Annotated in this window: 13 protein-coding genes; 5 read left to right on the top strand and 8 right to left on the bottom strand. The window is 35.5% G+C overall.

The window, feature by feature from the left end; genetic code table 11:
* Both F933_RS17495 and F933_RS02190 read right to left on the bottom strand, forming a co-directional pair.
* On the bottom strand, positions 1 to 670 hold a 670-nt coding region (locus F933_RS17495), incomplete at its 3' end, for a BapA/Bap/LapF family prefix-like domain-containing protein (protein WP_005058140.1).
* A gap of 1,033 nt (positions 671 to 1,703) precedes the next feature.
* The gene (locus F933_RS02190; protein ID WP_005058138.1) at positions 1,704 to 2,021 is read right to left on the bottom strand and encodes a hypothetical protein; all 318 of its coding nucleotides are present in this window, start codon (positions 2,019 to 2,021) and stop codon (positions 1,704 to 1,706) included.
* A gap of 714 nt (positions 2,022 to 2,735) precedes the next feature.
* On the opposite strand from F933_RS02190, the gene mutS reads away from it, so the two are divergent.
* The 5 genes from mutS (at position 2,736) to F933_RS02165 (ending at position 8,289) form a co-directional block, all read left to right on the top strand.
* Complete coding sequence (mutS, locus tag F933_RS02185; RefSeq protein ID WP_005058136.1) at positions 2,736 to 5,375, top strand: DNA mismatch repair protein MutS; 2,640 nt, start codon at positions 2,736 to 2,738, stop codon at positions 5,373 to 5,375.
* A gap of 81 nt (positions 5,376 to 5,456) precedes the next feature.
* Positions 5,457 to 6,008: a GNAT family N-acetyltransferase gene (locus tag F933_RS02180; RefSeq protein ID WP_005058134.1), complete on the top strand. Its 552-nt coding sequence runs from the start codon at positions 5,457 to 5,459 to the stop codon at positions 6,006 to 6,008.
* Positions 6,009 to 6,304: 296 nt separating this feature from the next.
* A complete protein-coding gene (gene fdxA / locus F933_RS02175) occupies positions 6,305 to 6,634 on the top strand; it encodes a ferredoxin FdxA (protein WP_005053109.1) in 330 nt (109 codons plus the stop codon).
* Positions 6,635 to 6,769: 135 nt separating this feature from the next.
* Positions 6,770 to 7,480, top strand: coding sequence for a D-Ala-D-Ala carboxypeptidase family metallohydrolase (locus F933_RS02170; protein ID WP_005053108.1), 711 nt, complete (start codon positions 6,770 to 6,772; stop codon positions 7,478 to 7,480).
* 140 nt (positions 7,481 to 7,620) lie between these two features.
* Positions 7,621 to 8,289: an O-methyltransferase gene (locus F933_RS02165; protein WP_005058131.1), complete on the top strand. Its 669-nt coding sequence runs from the start codon at positions 7,621 to 7,623 to the stop codon at positions 8,287 to 8,289.
* 119 nt (positions 8,290 to 8,408) lie between these two features.
* Here F933_RS02165 and F933_RS02160 read toward each other — a convergent pair whose 3' ends face one another.
* From F933_RS02160 to F933_RS02135, 6 genes are all read right to left on the bottom strand, one after another.
* Positions 8,409 to 9,251 (bottom strand): universal stress protein, encoded by an 843-nt coding sequence (locus tag F933_RS02160; RefSeq protein WP_005053106.1) that lies wholly within the window; start codon positions 9,249 to 9,251, stop codon positions 8,409 to 8,411.
* A gap of 116 nt (positions 9,252 to 9,367) precedes the next feature.
* The gene (locus F933_RS02155; RefSeq protein ID WP_005058129.1) at positions 9,368 to 9,985 is read right to left on the bottom strand and encodes an acyltransferase; all 618 of its coding nucleotides are present in this window, start codon (positions 9,983 to 9,985) and stop codon (positions 9,368 to 9,370) included.
* 75 nt (positions 9,986 to 10,060) lie between these two features.
* On the bottom strand, positions 10,061 to 10,648 hold the full coding sequence (locus F933_RS02150; protein ID WP_005058127.1) for an IMPACT family protein: 588 nt from the start codon (positions 10,646 to 10,648) through the stop codon (positions 10,061 to 10,063).
* Between the two features lie 92 nt (positions 10,649 to 10,740).
* Entirely contained in the window at positions 10,741 to 11,931 is a 1,191-nt protein-coding gene (locus F933_RS02145) for an HlyD family type I secretion periplasmic adaptor subunit (RefSeq protein WP_005058126.1), read from the bottom strand.
* The gene (locus tag F933_RS02140; protein ID WP_005053100.1) at positions 11,928 to 14,069 is read right to left on the bottom strand and encodes a type I secretion system permease/ATPase; all 2,142 of its coding nucleotides are present in this window, start codon (positions 14,067 to 14,069) and stop codon (positions 11,928 to 11,930) included. Before F933_RS02140 ends, F933_RS02145 begins: the two co-directional genes overlap by 4 nt.
* Complete coding sequence (locus F933_RS02135; protein ID WP_005053099.1) at positions 14,066 to 15,601, bottom strand: TolC family protein; 1,536 nt, start codon at positions 15,599 to 15,601, stop codon at positions 14,066 to 14,068. Before F933_RS02135 ends, F933_RS02140 begins: the two co-directional genes overlap by 4 nt.
* Positions 15,602 to 15,651: the final 50 nt, after the last annotated feature.

Here is a 15,651-nt window from a genome sequence, read left to right as displayed (position 1 = left end):
GATCTTCTAGACCAACTGTAATTTCTTCTCCATTGGTAAGTGGCTCATCTAATTCAACTTCAAATGTGCCATCTGGTTTAACCGTGCCTTCACCAATAACATTACCATCTTCATCTTTGATGATAACTTTAGTGCCCGGTTCGCCTTTACCTGTAACGGTTGTACCATCTTCACTTACTGCAACATCAGTTGGTGCTGCTGGTGGAGTTGTATCTTTTGGCTGAGTAGACGAAGATTTATCATCGTCATTATTAGCCCACCACAAAATTCCTGCCGCTGTTAACGGAACTGATAACCAAGCCCAAGGCGATGCTACACCATCGTGATAAAGTAGTGGTTCAATCTTATCTATATAGCTAAATGTAATATTTTCTAATAATGCTCCATTGCTATCAGTAAACTGAACCCAAAGTAATTTATGTTCGTTATCCTCAAAAACTAAACTATTGTCAGTTGAATAATCACCACCTTTAAAGAAATTAACAATTACAATTTGTTCGCCATTTTTTAAAGTAATAATTGCATTTCTGCCGTCCTGCTTTATTTCAGAAACATCATCTTTGTTTACTTTTATTAAAACGACTGATGCTTCGGAAATAGAAACAGTATCTTTTGTTGTGGTCTCTAAGGTTTCATGACTTTCCTTAGAAACAACCCTTATTTCTGACATATTTTCTGCCCCTTATTAGGATCATTTAATTAAACAAATCCAATTTAAAGCTCTTCTATTTTATTGATTAAAATAAAAATCGCCCAAATTAGTGCTTAAATTAGACAAAAAAAAGGTCAACCTCAACGCAATAAGAGGTTATAAACATGAATTACATCACACTATCTTAGACGATAAATTAGTATAATAATTAATCAATTGGGGGTTTTTTAACATTTACCTATATTTTTCATACGGTTAATTATTATTAAATTATTTTCCATGTTAATGCTTTCTTGTGTTTTAAAACATAATTAATAAAAACCACAAATTTAAAACAAATGATAAGTATGGATTAATAAATTAAATTAAAATTCTAAATTAATTTCGCAAAACAATCAAAAAATATAAAAAACTACAACTTTATTAAAGAAAATTTCAATAAGTTAATAAGTAAAATAATTATCAAAAAACAAACCTTTAAGAAAAAACAATTAAAGCAAATAAAAAACATACACTTATAGCAAAACATTATTTGTAAATTCTTTTACACAACAAGATAAATTAATTAAAAAATGTTTTTAATCATAATTTCTATAACATTTACAATCATAAATTTTAAAATAGACTGATTATTTCAGTATTAAAATTATGAAAAAATGGAAATGTAATTATTGTTTTGGCTATATACCTATAGACTTCTCTAGACTACCCAACAATGAACTTGTTGATTTCAAAATTTCTTCAAAAATAAAAGTTTACTCAAGAAAAGGAAGAATTCTTTCGAGATTAAATAATAAATATTTTATTGTGTCTGGAATAGATTTTTTCCTTATTGAGCACAATCTAGTCTATCCTCGAAATGCCCCAGCAAAATTGATATATAACATGTTTTGGCTTTGTAACTGTAATGATAAATAATCAGTATAGCTTATATATTAAATCAAAAAAAACCCCACTTTTCTGGGGAGGAAAGTGGGGGTGCGATATAGCATTATAAACATGCTATCGTAAAGTCTGAGAACTTCATTTGAATAAATGAGTACCTATTAAATCATAAAATTTTTAAAACTTCTCTTTCTTCTACACTCAAAAAAATATTATCAAAAAAAATTGCTTTCCCATTTTGGATAAAATCTTTTTCCATTGTATCAAGATGAAAATGACTTTCTGCATATACTTCCTGAAACAAATTTAATAAATCATATTTAGCATCACTGACACAACTTTTCTTAAAATTACTTAACTCTCGATCAACATCTTCACGCATGAGTTTCATAAAGTGTTTACGAGATGCAGCATTATTTATATTAAAAAAAAATCGTGTACTTTCATCAAAACCTTTATGAAATACCATCTCATAAACTTTCATTTTTTATAAACACCTGAATGAAATTAAATTTAAAGTCTAAGAAATATAAATTATTTAAACAAAATTTATCATTAAGATACTCATTATGCAAAATATATCACACAATTAAATACATATGTATTGCAAAAAAACTTGCAAGCAATCTATAAAACAATCGAATAAATTAAACAAATTCAGCAACTTATATTTTAAAAAGTCAACCTAAATTTAATTATAATTATCCTACCCCTATGAACTAAATTATAAAAAAACACAGTACATTATCTGTCTACCCTATAATATAAAAAAAATTATTGGTATTTTTTAATTTTATATCTTAAAAAATAAGATTAAGTATAAAAATATATTGTGAATTTTCCATTCAATCTACGTAGGTTTTAATCTTAATTCGTCAATTTTAATGAAAATAATTCGAATTAGATCATTGTAGAAACTTGTCAATAACCTAATTGGCTAAAGAAATCAGATATCAGTTTTTTATTGTTGGTTATTTTCTCAATCGAACTCGTATTGCTTTTTGATAATTACGACTGATTTGTTAAGATGTAGCTATAAACTCTTTGAGCATCATCTTTCTATCAAATTCATATTTGATTTATGAATTAAACGCCAAAGTCAATTTTTAAGAAACTAGATTAGATTTTTTCGAGTAGTTAGTTAGAATAAATCATTCAGACTAACTAATTAGCATTTAAATATAAGGACTTAATACGCATGAACAGTGACTCAGTTATGGCTGATCTTTCATCCCATACGCCGATGATGCAGCAATATCTAAAGGTCAAAATGGAATATTCGCATGCATTACTGTTCTACCGTATGGGTGACTTTTACGAACTTTTTTTTGAAGATGCTCATCAAGCCGCTAAGCTTTTAGGTATTACTCTGACTCATCGCGGCAAAGCCAATGGTGAGCCAATACCTATGGCAGGTGTGCCTTATCATTCAGCTGAAGGTTACCTTGCCCGTTTGGTTAAAGCAGGTCGCACAGTCGCAATTTGTGAACAAGTTGGTGAGGTTACAGGTAAAGGTCCTGTTGAACGCAAAGTTGTCCGTGTTTTAACACCTGGTACATTAACTGATGATGCGCTGTTAGGCAGTTATCAATCCTCTAATCTTGTTGCAGTATGTATTCAACAAAATCAAATTGGTTTTGCCCTTCTTGATTTAAGCGCTGGTATTTTTAAAGTCCAACAGCAGCCATACAAACCAGAACAGCTTTCAATCGAACTATCTCGCTTAATGCCAAGTGAAATTTTGATTGATGAGGACTTGATTGATAAAAACATTATTGAGCAAATCAAAAAAAATCTTGATTGCTCAATCACTAAACGCCCAAATGTCGATTTCAATTTAAATAATGCACAGAAAACCTTATGTGATCAATTTTCAGTTTCAACATTATCAGGATTTGGCTTAGATTCTTTGCCTCTTGCAAAAGCAGCAGCAGCAGCTTTAATCCATTATGCAAAAGAAACACAAAAAACAGCCTTACCACATATCCGTTCTATTCAAATAGAACAAAGCACTGACTTTATCGCACTTGATCCAATCACACGTCGTAATTTAGAAATTGTTGAACCTTTATTCGATCATGGAACTTCACTATTTCAATTGATCAACGATTGCCAAACTGCTATGGGTGGACGCTTACTCAGTCGAACTCTAATGCAACCTATACGTGACACTGCCATTTTGGATGCTCGCCTTGATGCTACAGAACAATTATTAAAAGGTTATCACGAGTCCCCTCTTCGTTTAGTGCTCAAAGAAATTGGCGATATTGAACGTGTCCTGAGCCGAGTTGCTCTAGGTAGTGCTCGTCCGAGAGATTTGGTTCAACTTCGTCAAGCTTGCGCACAAATTCCATTTCTACGCCATTCACTCGCGCCTGTTTTAAAAAACAAATCATCAAAATTACTGTCCCAACTAGATCTTGAACTAGGGGATTTTAAAAGCCTTCATCAGCATTTAATGGCTGCGATCGTTGAAAACCCTCCTGTGCTACTTCGTGATGGCAATGTGATCGCTGAAGGTTATGATGATGAATTAGATGAACTACGGAAAATCCGAGATCATGCAGGTCAATTCCTGATTAATTTAGAAATAAAGGAACGTCAACGCACAGGCATTAATACACTCAAAATTGGCTATAATCGTGTCAGTGGTTACTATATTGAACTAACACGTGCTCAGGCAGAACAAGCGCCAGCAGATTATATTCGTCGTCAAACACTCAAAAATGCAGAGCGTTATATCACTCCTGAACTTAAAGGCTTTGAAGATAAAGTCTTATCAAGTGAATCGCGCGCGCTTGCACGTGAAAAACTTTTATTTGAATCGCTACTCGATGAACTACGTCAGAATATTGCACATTTACAAATGATGAGCGCTGCAATTGCAAATATCGATGTTCTTGCAAATTTTGCTCATCAATCGCGTTTAAATAACTGGGCTAGACCAGAATATACACATGAAACAAGTATTAAGATTCAAGCTGGTCGTCATCCTGTCGTTGAGGCTATCAATAAAGCGCCTTTCACACCGAATGATACGCTGCTAGATGCTCAACATCGCATGGCGATTATTACAGGTCCAAATATGGGCGGTAAATCCACCTTTATGCGTCAAATTGCACTGATTAGCTTACTTGCTTATTGCGGCAGTTTTGTGCCAGCAAAATCAGCAAAGTTAGGCTCAATCGATCGTATTTTTACTCGTATTGGTTCTGCTGATGATTTATCAACAGGTAAATCTACTTTTATGGTTGAAATGACTGAAACAGCACAAATCCTACATCATGCGACCAGTCAATCTTTAGTGTTAATGGATGAAGTCGGTCGCGGTACAAGTACCTATGATGGTCTTTCATTGGCTTGGGCATGTGTCGTTGATTTGACGAAACGAGTCAAATGTTTATGTCTTTTCGCTACCCATTATTTTGAATTAACTGAATTGGGAACTGAAGCAGGTATTGATAATTATCACGTTACTGCTCAAGAACTGAATGGCAATTTGATATTGTTGCATAAAGTTCAACATGGACCTGCCAGTCAAAGTCATGGTTTACAAGTTGCAAAATTAGCGGGTATTCCCGCAAACGTGATTAAAGAAGCACAAAAGCGTTTGAAAATTTTAGAAAAACAGCAACATCAGCATTTACAAAGTAGCGTACAAAATGATTTATTCAGTGCGGTAGAACATGAAATTGAAACTCAAGTGATTGAGAAAATCATTGAAGTGGAAACTCAATCGCCAGCGTTAGCGTTATTGGAACAAATCGAAGTAGATGATCTAACACCGCGTCAAGCACTTGAACAACTCTATTTACTCAAAACTGCTTTGAAGTCGTAATTCGGCATACGATTTTGAAGCTAACACACATGAGCAGATGATATTAAACTGGATTCTGCTCAAAACACTTAATTCAATCAAATGAATTGGAGAAACTATATTAAGGTAAATTTTAAACCACTGACTGATTTAGAAATCGATTTAATTTGGCAACAAATTAGCCGCCGCGAATTGATTACACAAATGTATCTGCAACATCAGCAGAATTTAACGCTAGTTGATTGTTATTTTGATGTTGAACATTGGGATGAATATCATTTATTGAATGATCCACTACTCTTAAAACATCTGTATCAGCAAGGTGGATTGTGCATTGGAGCATATCACTCAGATAAATTATTGGGTGTGCAAATGGTATCCAATCAAATTATCCAAGATTTTCCTGATGCAAAGCTTTTACAATATTTTTATGTCGATGCTGATCATCAAGGTTTGGGTATAGGCAAGCAACTAATGCAATCTGCTGTTTCAGCAGCGAAACAGCTCAAAGCAAAACAGCTCTATATTTCAGCAACACCAAGTAAACGCACTGTTGACTTCTATCTGAAACAAGGTGCAAATCCTTTAGAAAACCCAGACCAACAGCTTTTTCGCCTCGAACCTGAAGATATTCATTTACTGTATACCATTTAATCTTCAGCACCTTAATGTTGAGATGATTAAGTTTAAAAAAAAGATTTAATCATCGCAATTTAATCGTCGATTTACACAATTTCTACCCTAATACTTGATGATTTAAATAGTTAAATGCTTTATTTTTTTAGAAAAATTCAAACCACCACCAAAATTTTCATTTATTATCAATATATTATCTTATTTTTCACATGTATAAATAAACAATATCAATAAAAGCAATTGTTTGTTTCCCCCTTTTTTGCCTACAATAGCCTATTCCAAACAAAAAACCGTATTTTTAGGTAGCTGTCGCCATGACCTTTGTTGTCACTGAAAATTGTATTAAATGTAAATATCAAGATTGTGTTGAAGTTTGCCCAGTAGACTGCTTCTATGAAGGTCCAAACTTCCTTGTTATCAATCCAGATGAATGTATTGATTGCGCATTATGTGAACCTGAATGTCCAGCAAATGCAATTTTCTCGGAAGACGAGCTTCCTGAAGGTCAAGAAGTCTTTATTGAGCTTAATGCTGAATTGTCAGAAACATGGGCTGGCAACAACATTACTCAAATTGGTGAGCAACCTGCTGATCGTGAAGACTGGAATGGTAAACCAAATAAATTGCAATATTTAGAAAAATAATTAAAAAAAGACCAGTCCTGACTGGTCTTTTTTTATACCTGAAGCACACATTTCTTTGCAATTGCACCATTATTTGTGCGTTATTTTGCATTAAAATAATACATCTATAAGCTCTAAATTACGAACTGCCTTCTTATGATGCGAAATCGATTACAGGGTCTTTTCACGTTTTGTCTCATCCCTGCGATGATGGTTGGCTGTGTCAGCTCAACGAAAGTAAATCAAAATCAAGGTAAAAGAATTCATATTCCTCAGGAACAAGTCACTTTCACTCGACCTATTCCAAGTAAAGTTGAACCTACATCATACCGCCAATGGCTAAACCAAGGCGAAAACTATGCTCGTGTTCGAGAATATGAACAATTTCTAAATCGTAATAATGTTGCACATATTATTCCTAGTTTTGAGTTATTACGCACTGCAAGAGATTGGCAAAAATGCGGTCGCTCAGAATATATGGTTCCTAACCGTGAATTATGGAATAACTCTCTTTCTACTTTACGTGTTTTTAAATATTTGATTGCAGCAAAAATTTTGACCGATTTTGAAGTCACCTCAGTCTATCGTGATTTACCACTCAACCAATGTGCTGGTGGTGCAGGTTCTTCAAAACACCTGTTTAACTCAGCTATCGATTTTCGTATTGGTCCGGAATATCCACAGCCTCAAGACTATGCTTACATCGAACAGACTAAATTTAAACTGTGTCAATTTTGGGGACAGCATGGTCAAAGCCTAAACTTAGGTATCGGTTTATATAGCTCTGGACAAATTCATATTGATACACAAGGCTATCGCACTTGGGGACCAGATTTAACTCGTAATAGTTCTATGTGTAATTTTTAATACAGATCGTCCGCAAAATAGAAAAGAGATCATTAAGATCTCTTTTTCATTTCATAGATGATGATTAATTTTGCAATCAAATTGCACTCTCTTCATAAATGTTTAAAATGCAGCTAACAGATTCATAGGTAAATTTGATTATGCAACAGATGTGGACCGACATTGATGACTATATCAATTCTCATTTAATTCCCACAGATCCAAGACTTCAACATGCTTTAGATAATACTGACACGCAAGGGTTTTCTAATCATTTGGCTGTTGCACCTAATCAGGGTATGTTCCTACAAATGTTGATTCAAATGAATCAATGTAAACGTGTACTTGAGTTAGGAACTTTTGGTGCTTATAGCACCATTTGGCTTGCTAAAGCACTTCCAAAAGATGGCTATCTGCTAACAGTTGAAGGACGAGATACGCATGTCATTATTGCTCAAGAAAATATTGATTATGCCAATATGCCAACGAACATCGAACTAAAAAAAGGGCGTGGTGCAGACATCATGAATCAGTTAATCGCTGATGGAAGTGATGCTTTTGACTTCATATTTATTGATGCTGATAAGCAAAGTTATCGTGAATATTTTGAATTAAGCCTAAAGCTTGCACACTCTGGCACTATTATCGTACTAGATAATGTTATTCGTGCTGGTGCGATCTTAGATGAAACCAATAAAAAGCCAAGTATTGAAGGCATTCGTGAAGCTTTTACAGCTTTAAAAGACCATCCTCAATTATTATCGTGTACTGCTTTACAAACGGTAGGCTCAAAAGGTCATGATGGCTTTGCAATAGCCATAGTAAAATAGAGATTAAAAAACAACCTATTAAATTTAATCTTTCAATTTCAATAGATTATATTTATCTCAAATGCTTTTCCATATAGTTATCCACAGGAATTGCGGATAACTATATAGAATAAAATGAACTACTTAGCCACCAAAAGTGGAACATTGGCATTTCTAAAAATTGTTGTGGTGATACTTCCTAAGAAGAATTGGTGAATTTTACTATGACTAAAAGCACCTAAAACAATTAACTGTATGTCATGTTCCTTTTGATATTCCAAAATATTTTGTGCAACATCGCCATATCGATAAATAGAAATAACTTCTAAACCAGCATCGGTTAAATACTTTTCTGGCTCTGCGAGCATTTCAGGATGATCACCTACATAAAGCAAATGACACTGGAGTTTTTTCAATAAATCACTTTGGGCAATTCGTTGGAGCATTTTCTGACAAGTTGGAGAGTATTCATAAGCAAAAATAAAACGCTTCGGTGGTTGGAAATGTTCTCCTACAGTGATTACTGTGCAATTCGCTCCACGAATAAAGTTTTCAACATTACTACCAATAGGTTTGTTTTTTTCTGCTGCCCTTTCACCTACACGACCAATGATAACGACATCATTTTCATTCAGGATATTGAAGCTTTGTTCAAGAAAATCACCTTTTTCCTGAATTTTGGTACTGGTGAGTCCGTATTGCTTTTCAATTAAATCTGAAATGTGCTTAAGTAGATTATTACTATAATCGAGTGCTAACTCACTTTGTTTTTGTTCCAACTCAGCAAGTTCTTTTAAGAGCATCGCATTGCTCTCAAAGCCAATCACCCCGCTAATTTCACCTAAGTGATAGCTCGCTGGATAATAGTCCAAGATTTGCAATAGTACTAACTCTCTCTGCGTTTGTTTTGCAACCCAAACTGCTGCTTCAGCAACAGCATCAATACAGGGTGAAGAATCAATACATGCAATGACACGGTTCATATTCGCCTCTCTTTAGGTAAATACCTTAGGTCTTCTACTTATTTTTAACTTAACACAGATAAAAGCATGGTGGGTTAAATTTATGTATAGAATCTCATGAGATTTTTTTATGCTTTTTATTCAGTTCGATAGCGTATCAATTTTGCTGGATTTCCTGCAACAACAGCATAGTCTTCTACATCTTTTGTGACCATACTATTCATACCAACCACGGCATAATTACCTATTTTCACACCATCTTTAATTCCAACATGTGCTCCAAGCCAAACATCTCGACCAATTTCAATCCCTTTAGAAGTGACAGGCTGTTGGTAAATGGGACGGTCTAAATCCATACCATGATCAAAAGCATATAAATGGCTATAAGCCGCTACTCTCACTTGATCATGTAATTTTATTCCTGACTTCCCCCCATCTAAAATACAATGATGATTAATTGCAACTTCGTTACCGATCTCTAATGGTCCATGTAAAGTACAATCTGCTGCAATAAAGGTATTATCTCCAATAATAATATTGCGTCCACGCTCTGCAAAAATATGCGCTAACGGCGAAATAAAACAATTTTTACCGATCTCAATCGTTTCCATATCCATGAGATAGGCTTGATATTCTATTTGCCATGCTTCAGCCCATTCTCGATGTTTAGTTTTAAGTGACCAGTACAACCAAGGCATATAATTGAGGCGATGTTTATGTTGTTCCCTATATTTCAATAAAGGATCATTGATCATTTCTGACACTCCTCTATGGGCTTAAGTTGCTCACGCCCCGAGAGGCATTGCCTCATAATAGAGAACAAAAAAATTTCAGTCATCACATACATGTAATTTCTCACGTCCTCTACTCACATCTTGAAGTTTTAATTTTAAAGGCTCAATTTGATGAATCTGTAGTCGTGCTAAAACAACAACACCTATTTCAGTATAACTTTCTTGATATTCAATATGTTGATGTAATAATTCATATTGAAGAATTGCCCACTCGTTAAATAAACAAGAAAATTGAACCTCTTTTTTTTCAATCAACTCTATTTTTTCAGCCAATAACAAACATTGACCCGCACAACCACCATAAGCACGGACTAAACCACCAGTTCCCAACTTTACACCGCCGTACCAACGGTTGACTAAAACGATCACATTGCTTAGTTCATTGCCTTCTATGGTAGCAAGAATAGGTCTTCCAGCTGTTCCTGAAGGCTCTCCATCATCATTGAAGCGAACATGGTGACCAATTTTCCATGCCCAACATTGATGTGTTGTAGATAAATCTTTGTTTTCTGCTAAAAAGTCTTTTACTTGTTGCTCATTTTCGACAACTGCTGCAATCGCTTGGAAACGACTTTTTTTAATGTCTTCTTCAAAAGTAACCGAACTAGCAATGGTGAATGGCATAAAACATAAATATAAAATTTAAAACAAGATTATAGCTTTTTACATGCTAAATAAAAAACCTCGCATCACGCGAGGTTTTAAACCATCAAAATTTAACGTTCCCGCAAAGCTTCTTTTGCTTTATTAAATGGTTTAAGCAAGTAATCCATAATCGTTTTTTGACCTGTTTTAATGTCTACTGTGGCAACCATACCTGGTGTAATACCAAACTCTTTACCCGCTTTATTGTGTAATTTATCAGAATCAGTACGAATATAAACACGATAATAGAATTGATCCTGTTTTACCTCATCACGAATGGTATCAGGTGAAATGACAGTGACCTTACCTTTTAAACCACCATAAATAGAATAATCATAAGCAGTAATTTTTACTAATGCTTCTTGTTCTGGGCGAATAAATGCAATGTCTCTTGGTGAAATACGTGCTTCGATGAGTAATTTATCTTCCAAAGGTACAATTGTCATCAACTTACCATTCTGCGGAATCACACCACCTAAGGTTGTAACATCAATTTCCTTCACAATCCCTCTAACAGGCGCTTTAAACACTAAGCGTTGTAAACTATCACTACGCCCCATCACCACTTGTTGCTGGGTTTGGATATCAGTATTTGCTTTAGATAATTCTTCACGAGCTTTTACATAATATTGATTTCGTACATCATTCATTTTATTTTGAAGATCATTTGCTTCTCGTTTTAATCTCAAGACTTCAACTTCACTCGCAGCACCCTTGGCTACCAAAGGCTCAGTCATCATTAATTCTTGTTGAACAAGTTTAAGTGCTTGTTGAAAACCAGCAATAGATTGCTCTAAATTGTCACGACGAGAATAATATAGTGCTGTTTCTTCTTTAACTAACTTAGGTTCTTTTAAAACATCTTCAGGAAAGGCTAAAGCTGCACCATTTACTTCTGCTCTTAAACGAGCAGCAGTCGCCTGTGAAGAAACCAAAAGAGATTTGGATTCACCTACATTTGAAGCGAATCGTGTAGGATCTAACTGAGCAAGAATTTCGCCTTTTTGAACAATGTCACCCTCTTGCACATCTAATCTCGTTAAAATACCACCTTCGAGCGATTGAATAACTTGCTCTTTTGAAGAAGGAATCACTTTACCTGTACCAGTGGAAACTTCTTCTAAATTAAATAACCAAGCCCAGACCAGTAATACGACTAAACCAATCCCTACGATCCAGATCACTAAGGTCGAACGTGGTAAATTTGGTTCTTTATAAGAAACATTCATTGAGCGGTTATTTGTTTGTGGTTCTTCACTCATGAATCATCTCCTTGTTTAATTTGTTTTTGTTGTACTGTTGATTGATTTAGAACTTGTTCTCTTGGTCCATCCATTACAACCTTGCCATCGTTCATCACGATAATACGATCAACCAGCTCCAAAACGGCACGACGATGTGTAGCAACAACTAAAGTACGATTAGATAACCATCCTTTTAAATGATCAATTAATTGCTTTTCTGCAACATCATCAATGGCAGCAGTAGGTTCATCTAATAACAAGATATTTGGCTGGCGAATCAATAAACGTGCGAGTAACAATGCTTGTCTTTGTCCACCTGAGAAACCAACTCCACCTTCTAAAACCAAGTGGTCTAAACCTTCTTTCTTCTCTTGCACAAAACCTAAAGCACCAGTGACTTTCAATACCTTTAAAATATCTTCATCACGCGCTAATGGCGCACCCAATGTTAAATTCTCACGTATCGTTCCGTAGAACAATTGTGCATTCTGATTCAGTAAGCCCATATCACGGCGAACATCTGCGGGATCAATTAAACTTATATCCAAACCGTCTAAATGTACTGTACCATTGCTAGGAAATTGCATCGCCGATAAAATTTGCAGCAGTGTTGATTTACCTGCTCCATTGCGTCCTAAAATCGCAATTTTTTCACCTGCTTTAATTTTTAAATGTCGAATCGCTAAACTAGGTCTTGGATCATCTTCCGTATATTGGAACATTACATTTTTAAGTTCGTAGTCACCATTTAAAACTTCTTTATGGACTAAATGTGCTTGATCAGGTTGATCTACAGCTTTTTGCATCAGCTCATCAAGACTCTTCTTCGCAACTTTTGCTTGCTGTAACCGCCCTAAAATACCTGTGATTTGTGAAATTGGTGCGAGCATTCTTGAAGAAAGGATCGAACAAGCAACCAACGCACCCGTTGTCATTTCACCTTCCATAACAGCGAAACAGCCCACTAAAATGACGGCAGCATAGGTGAGACCTTGAATTTTCTGAGTCCATGCAGTTAATACACCAACAATTTTACGTTGTTGCATACTAATGTCTGCCGACACTTCATTCATGTGATTCCATTGATTTTGAAATCGAGATTCAGCACGTAATAATTTTATGTCTTCAATCCCTTGTACCGCTTCAACCAAAATGGCATTACGGATAGAAGATTCACGCATACCCTCTTGAGCCAACTCTGCGAGTTTTTTCTGAACTAATATGCCTGGTAAAATCATTAAAGGTACGACAACAAGCATGACCCAAAATAAATTACCACCAATAATTGCAAAAATAATCAGGAATAAGAAAAAGAACGGTAAATCTGCAATCGCACCCATCGTTGTTGAAGTAACTAAATCTCGCACACCTTCAAGCTCACGGATTTGTGAGATGAATGTCCCCGTAGATTTTGAACGTTCACTATTCTTAATTCGTAAAGCATGCCCAAATACACGATCAGAAATACGCAAATCTGCACGCTTACCAATAATGTCCGATAAATAAACACGAGAAACACGAAGAATAAATTCAAATACGGCTGCGATTAATACACCACCTGCAAGCACCCATAAAGTCGGAATTGATTGCGATGGCACAACACGGTCATACACTTGCATGGAGAAAATAATTGTAGCTAAAGCCAAAATATTTGCCATCAGTGAAGCAAACATAATATCTATATAGCGTTTCCAGTCTTGCAATACGATCGACCAAAACCAGCTTTGTTCGTAAGGCTTGATATATTCGTCAATACGCGCATCAGGAACTGATTTTTCTGGGCGTAACACATAGATGCTTTTGACAATATGCTTTAAAGCACCAACCGCAAATTTCTGCGATAAACCTTGATCACCACTTAATTGAATGCTGACATTTCCTTCAGTATCAGCCTTGTCAATCACTCCGACTTGACCATCATTCAGCTCAACAATCACAGGTAATCGCCAAGGATTAACCACATCATTGCTAAATTTAACTTTGCGTAAGTTAAGCCCAACTTGTCGGGTCATTAATAATAATATTTCATCTAAATTTTGATTCTGATTCCAATCAAGCTGTAAACGAACCCTTTCTTCAGAAGGTTCGATTCGATAATGTTTTGCAACTGTAAGTACCGCTTGTAACCACGGTTGATAGTTTATTTTTGTCATCATGGCTGAACTTCAAACCCCTGAATTGAAATATTATTTAAGTCGTAGGCTTGACGCGAACGTCCTGTCGTCGCAATGTATTGAGCTATACTGCTGTAAATATCGTATCGTGCTGTTTCTAATTCTGAATTTGCTCCATGAATCGCTTGCTCAGCATTTAATAAGTCTACGAGAGATCGAGTGCCTAATTTATATTGTTCTTGGTAAAGCTCTCTTGTTCTTACTGTCGTTGCTTGTCGACTCATAAGAACCTGCATTTGTCTTTGTTTATTTTCAATTTGCTCTCGGCTCATACGTATTTGATCTAGTACCTTCAAATAAACCGCATTCACTTGTGCTTTTGCTGCTTCTTCAGCAAAACTGGCTGCACGAATTTGTGAAGATGTTGCCCCACCTTGATAAAACTGACTGGTTGCTTCAAGCATAATTGCACTATCAAAACCGCCTTCTTTATCATTATTCGGGTTACGACCTTTTAATGCTTGGCTCAGTTCACCTTTGACTGATAAAGTCGGATAACGACTCAATTGTGTTTGATGTTTTTGTGAACGCGCCACATCAATTCCTGCTTGTGCAGCAATCATTTGCGGAATGGTATTGAACTTGGGAGCAGCATAAAGCTCTGATTGTTGAACTAAATCTTCAGGTATAGCCCATTGCGTTTTCCCAGCATCAAAACCAAGCAAGGTATATAAATGTTGTTGGTATTGTCCAAGCAGTGACTGCTGAGCAATCAAAGCAGATTGAGCAGACTGTAAGTAAGATTGGGCTTGCACTGGATCGGCTTGACTACTAATCCCCGCATTTGCTCTGAGATTTGCCATCTCTTGAATACGTCGAATCCCAGCAATTTGCTGGTTTGCGATTTGTATAAGTTTTTGATAGCGCTGAATATTGATTATAGTTTGAGCTACATCAAGTGAGATATCATCAATTTTAACGAGTACATTCGCTTGTTCTACAACTAATCGCGCTTGCTCAGTATTTACACCAGATTTGACTTTGCCAAAATCATAAAGCATCTGAGATGCGTTTAAAGCTAAAACTTGACGACCACGCTCACCTTTTCTAGTTAAATCCCCAGTATTTACGCCACCTGTAATCTGTGGGTAATATCCTGCTTTCGCCACATCAATATTGGCATTTTGAGCTGCTAAAGTTGCTAAAGTTTGTGAAATCTCAGGATTACGCTGAACTGCAATTTGAACGGCATCTTTCAAAACCCGACGTTCACTTTGCCATAATGCGGCTGGTACCACATCCATTGGTCGCCCAGACCCCACAACGGGGAGTTCCGTCGTCGATGTAGTAACTGAGAAATTACTTAGTTTCTGCATATTCGCAGTTTTAAAGTCATCATTACTCTTTGGAGAAAACAACTGGGATATATTGTTTTTTAAAGTATGATATTGCTCACTTGGTGTTGTTGCATGAGTAATTGAAACAGATAACGACGCTATATATATTAGCCACTTTAAATCTGTACATCTTTTACGTGCTCCATCATCTAACTTTCTATCTATCTTGATGCTCATATTCTTGTCATATTGTTATCATTTAAAAGCACATTCATTCTACTCATTTT

Origin of the sequence: Acinetobacter beijerinckii CIP 110307 (assembly GCF_000369005.1) — a bacterium.
Classification (GTDB): Bacteria; Pseudomonadota; Gammaproteobacteria; order Pseudomonadales; family Moraxellaceae; genus Acinetobacter; species Acinetobacter beijerinckii.
The sequence above is the reverse complement of the archived record's forward strand: the minus strand, read 5'-3'. Positions and strand labels throughout refer to the sequence as shown.

Bases quoted from the DNA above. Each gene is read 5' to 3' on its own strand.
- F933_RS02190 (WP_005058138.1), bottom strand. From the start codon at position 2,021: ATGAAAGTTTATGAGATGGTATTTCATAAAGGTTTTGATGAAAGTACA.
- mutS (WP_005058136.1), top strand. From the start codon at position 2,736: ATGAACAGTGACTCAGTTATGGCTGATCTTTCATCCCATACGCCGATG.
- F933_RS02180 (WP_005058134.1), top strand. From the start codon at position 5,457: ATGAATTGGAGAAACTATATTAAGGTAAATTTTAAACCACTGACTGAT.
- fdxA (WP_005053109.1), top strand. From the start codon at position 6,305: ATGACCTTTGTTGTCACTGAAAATTGTATTAAATGTAAATATCAAGAT.
- F933_RS02170 (WP_005053108.1), top strand. From the start codon at position 6,770: ATGATGCGAAATCGATTACAGGGTCTTTTCACGTTTTGTCTCATCCCT.
- F933_RS02165 (WP_005058131.1), top strand. From the start codon at position 7,621: ATGCAACAGATGTGGACCGACATTGATGACTATATCAATTCTCATTTA.
- F933_RS02160 (WP_005053106.1), bottom strand. From the start codon at position 9,251: ATGAACCGTGTCATTGCATGTATTGATTCTTCACCCTGTATTGATGCT.
- F933_RS02155 (WP_005058129.1), bottom strand. From the start codon at position 9,985: ATGATCAATGATCCTTTATTGAAATATAGGGAACAACATAAACATCGC.
- F933_RS02150 (WP_005058127.1), bottom strand. From the start codon at position 10,648: ATGCCATTCACCATTGCTAGTTCGGTTACTTTTGAAGAAGACATTAAA.
- F933_RS02145 (WP_005058126.1), bottom strand. From the start codon at position 11,931: ATGAGTGAAGAACCACAAACAAATAACCGCTCAATGAATGTTTCTTAT.
- F933_RS02140 (WP_005053100.1), bottom strand. From the start codon at position 14,069: ATGATGACAAAAATAAACTATCAACCGTGGTTACAAGCGGTACTTACA.
- F933_RS02135 (WP_005053099.1), bottom strand. From the start codon at position 15,601: ATGAGCATCAAGATAGATAGAAAGTTAGATGATGGAGCACGTAAAAGA.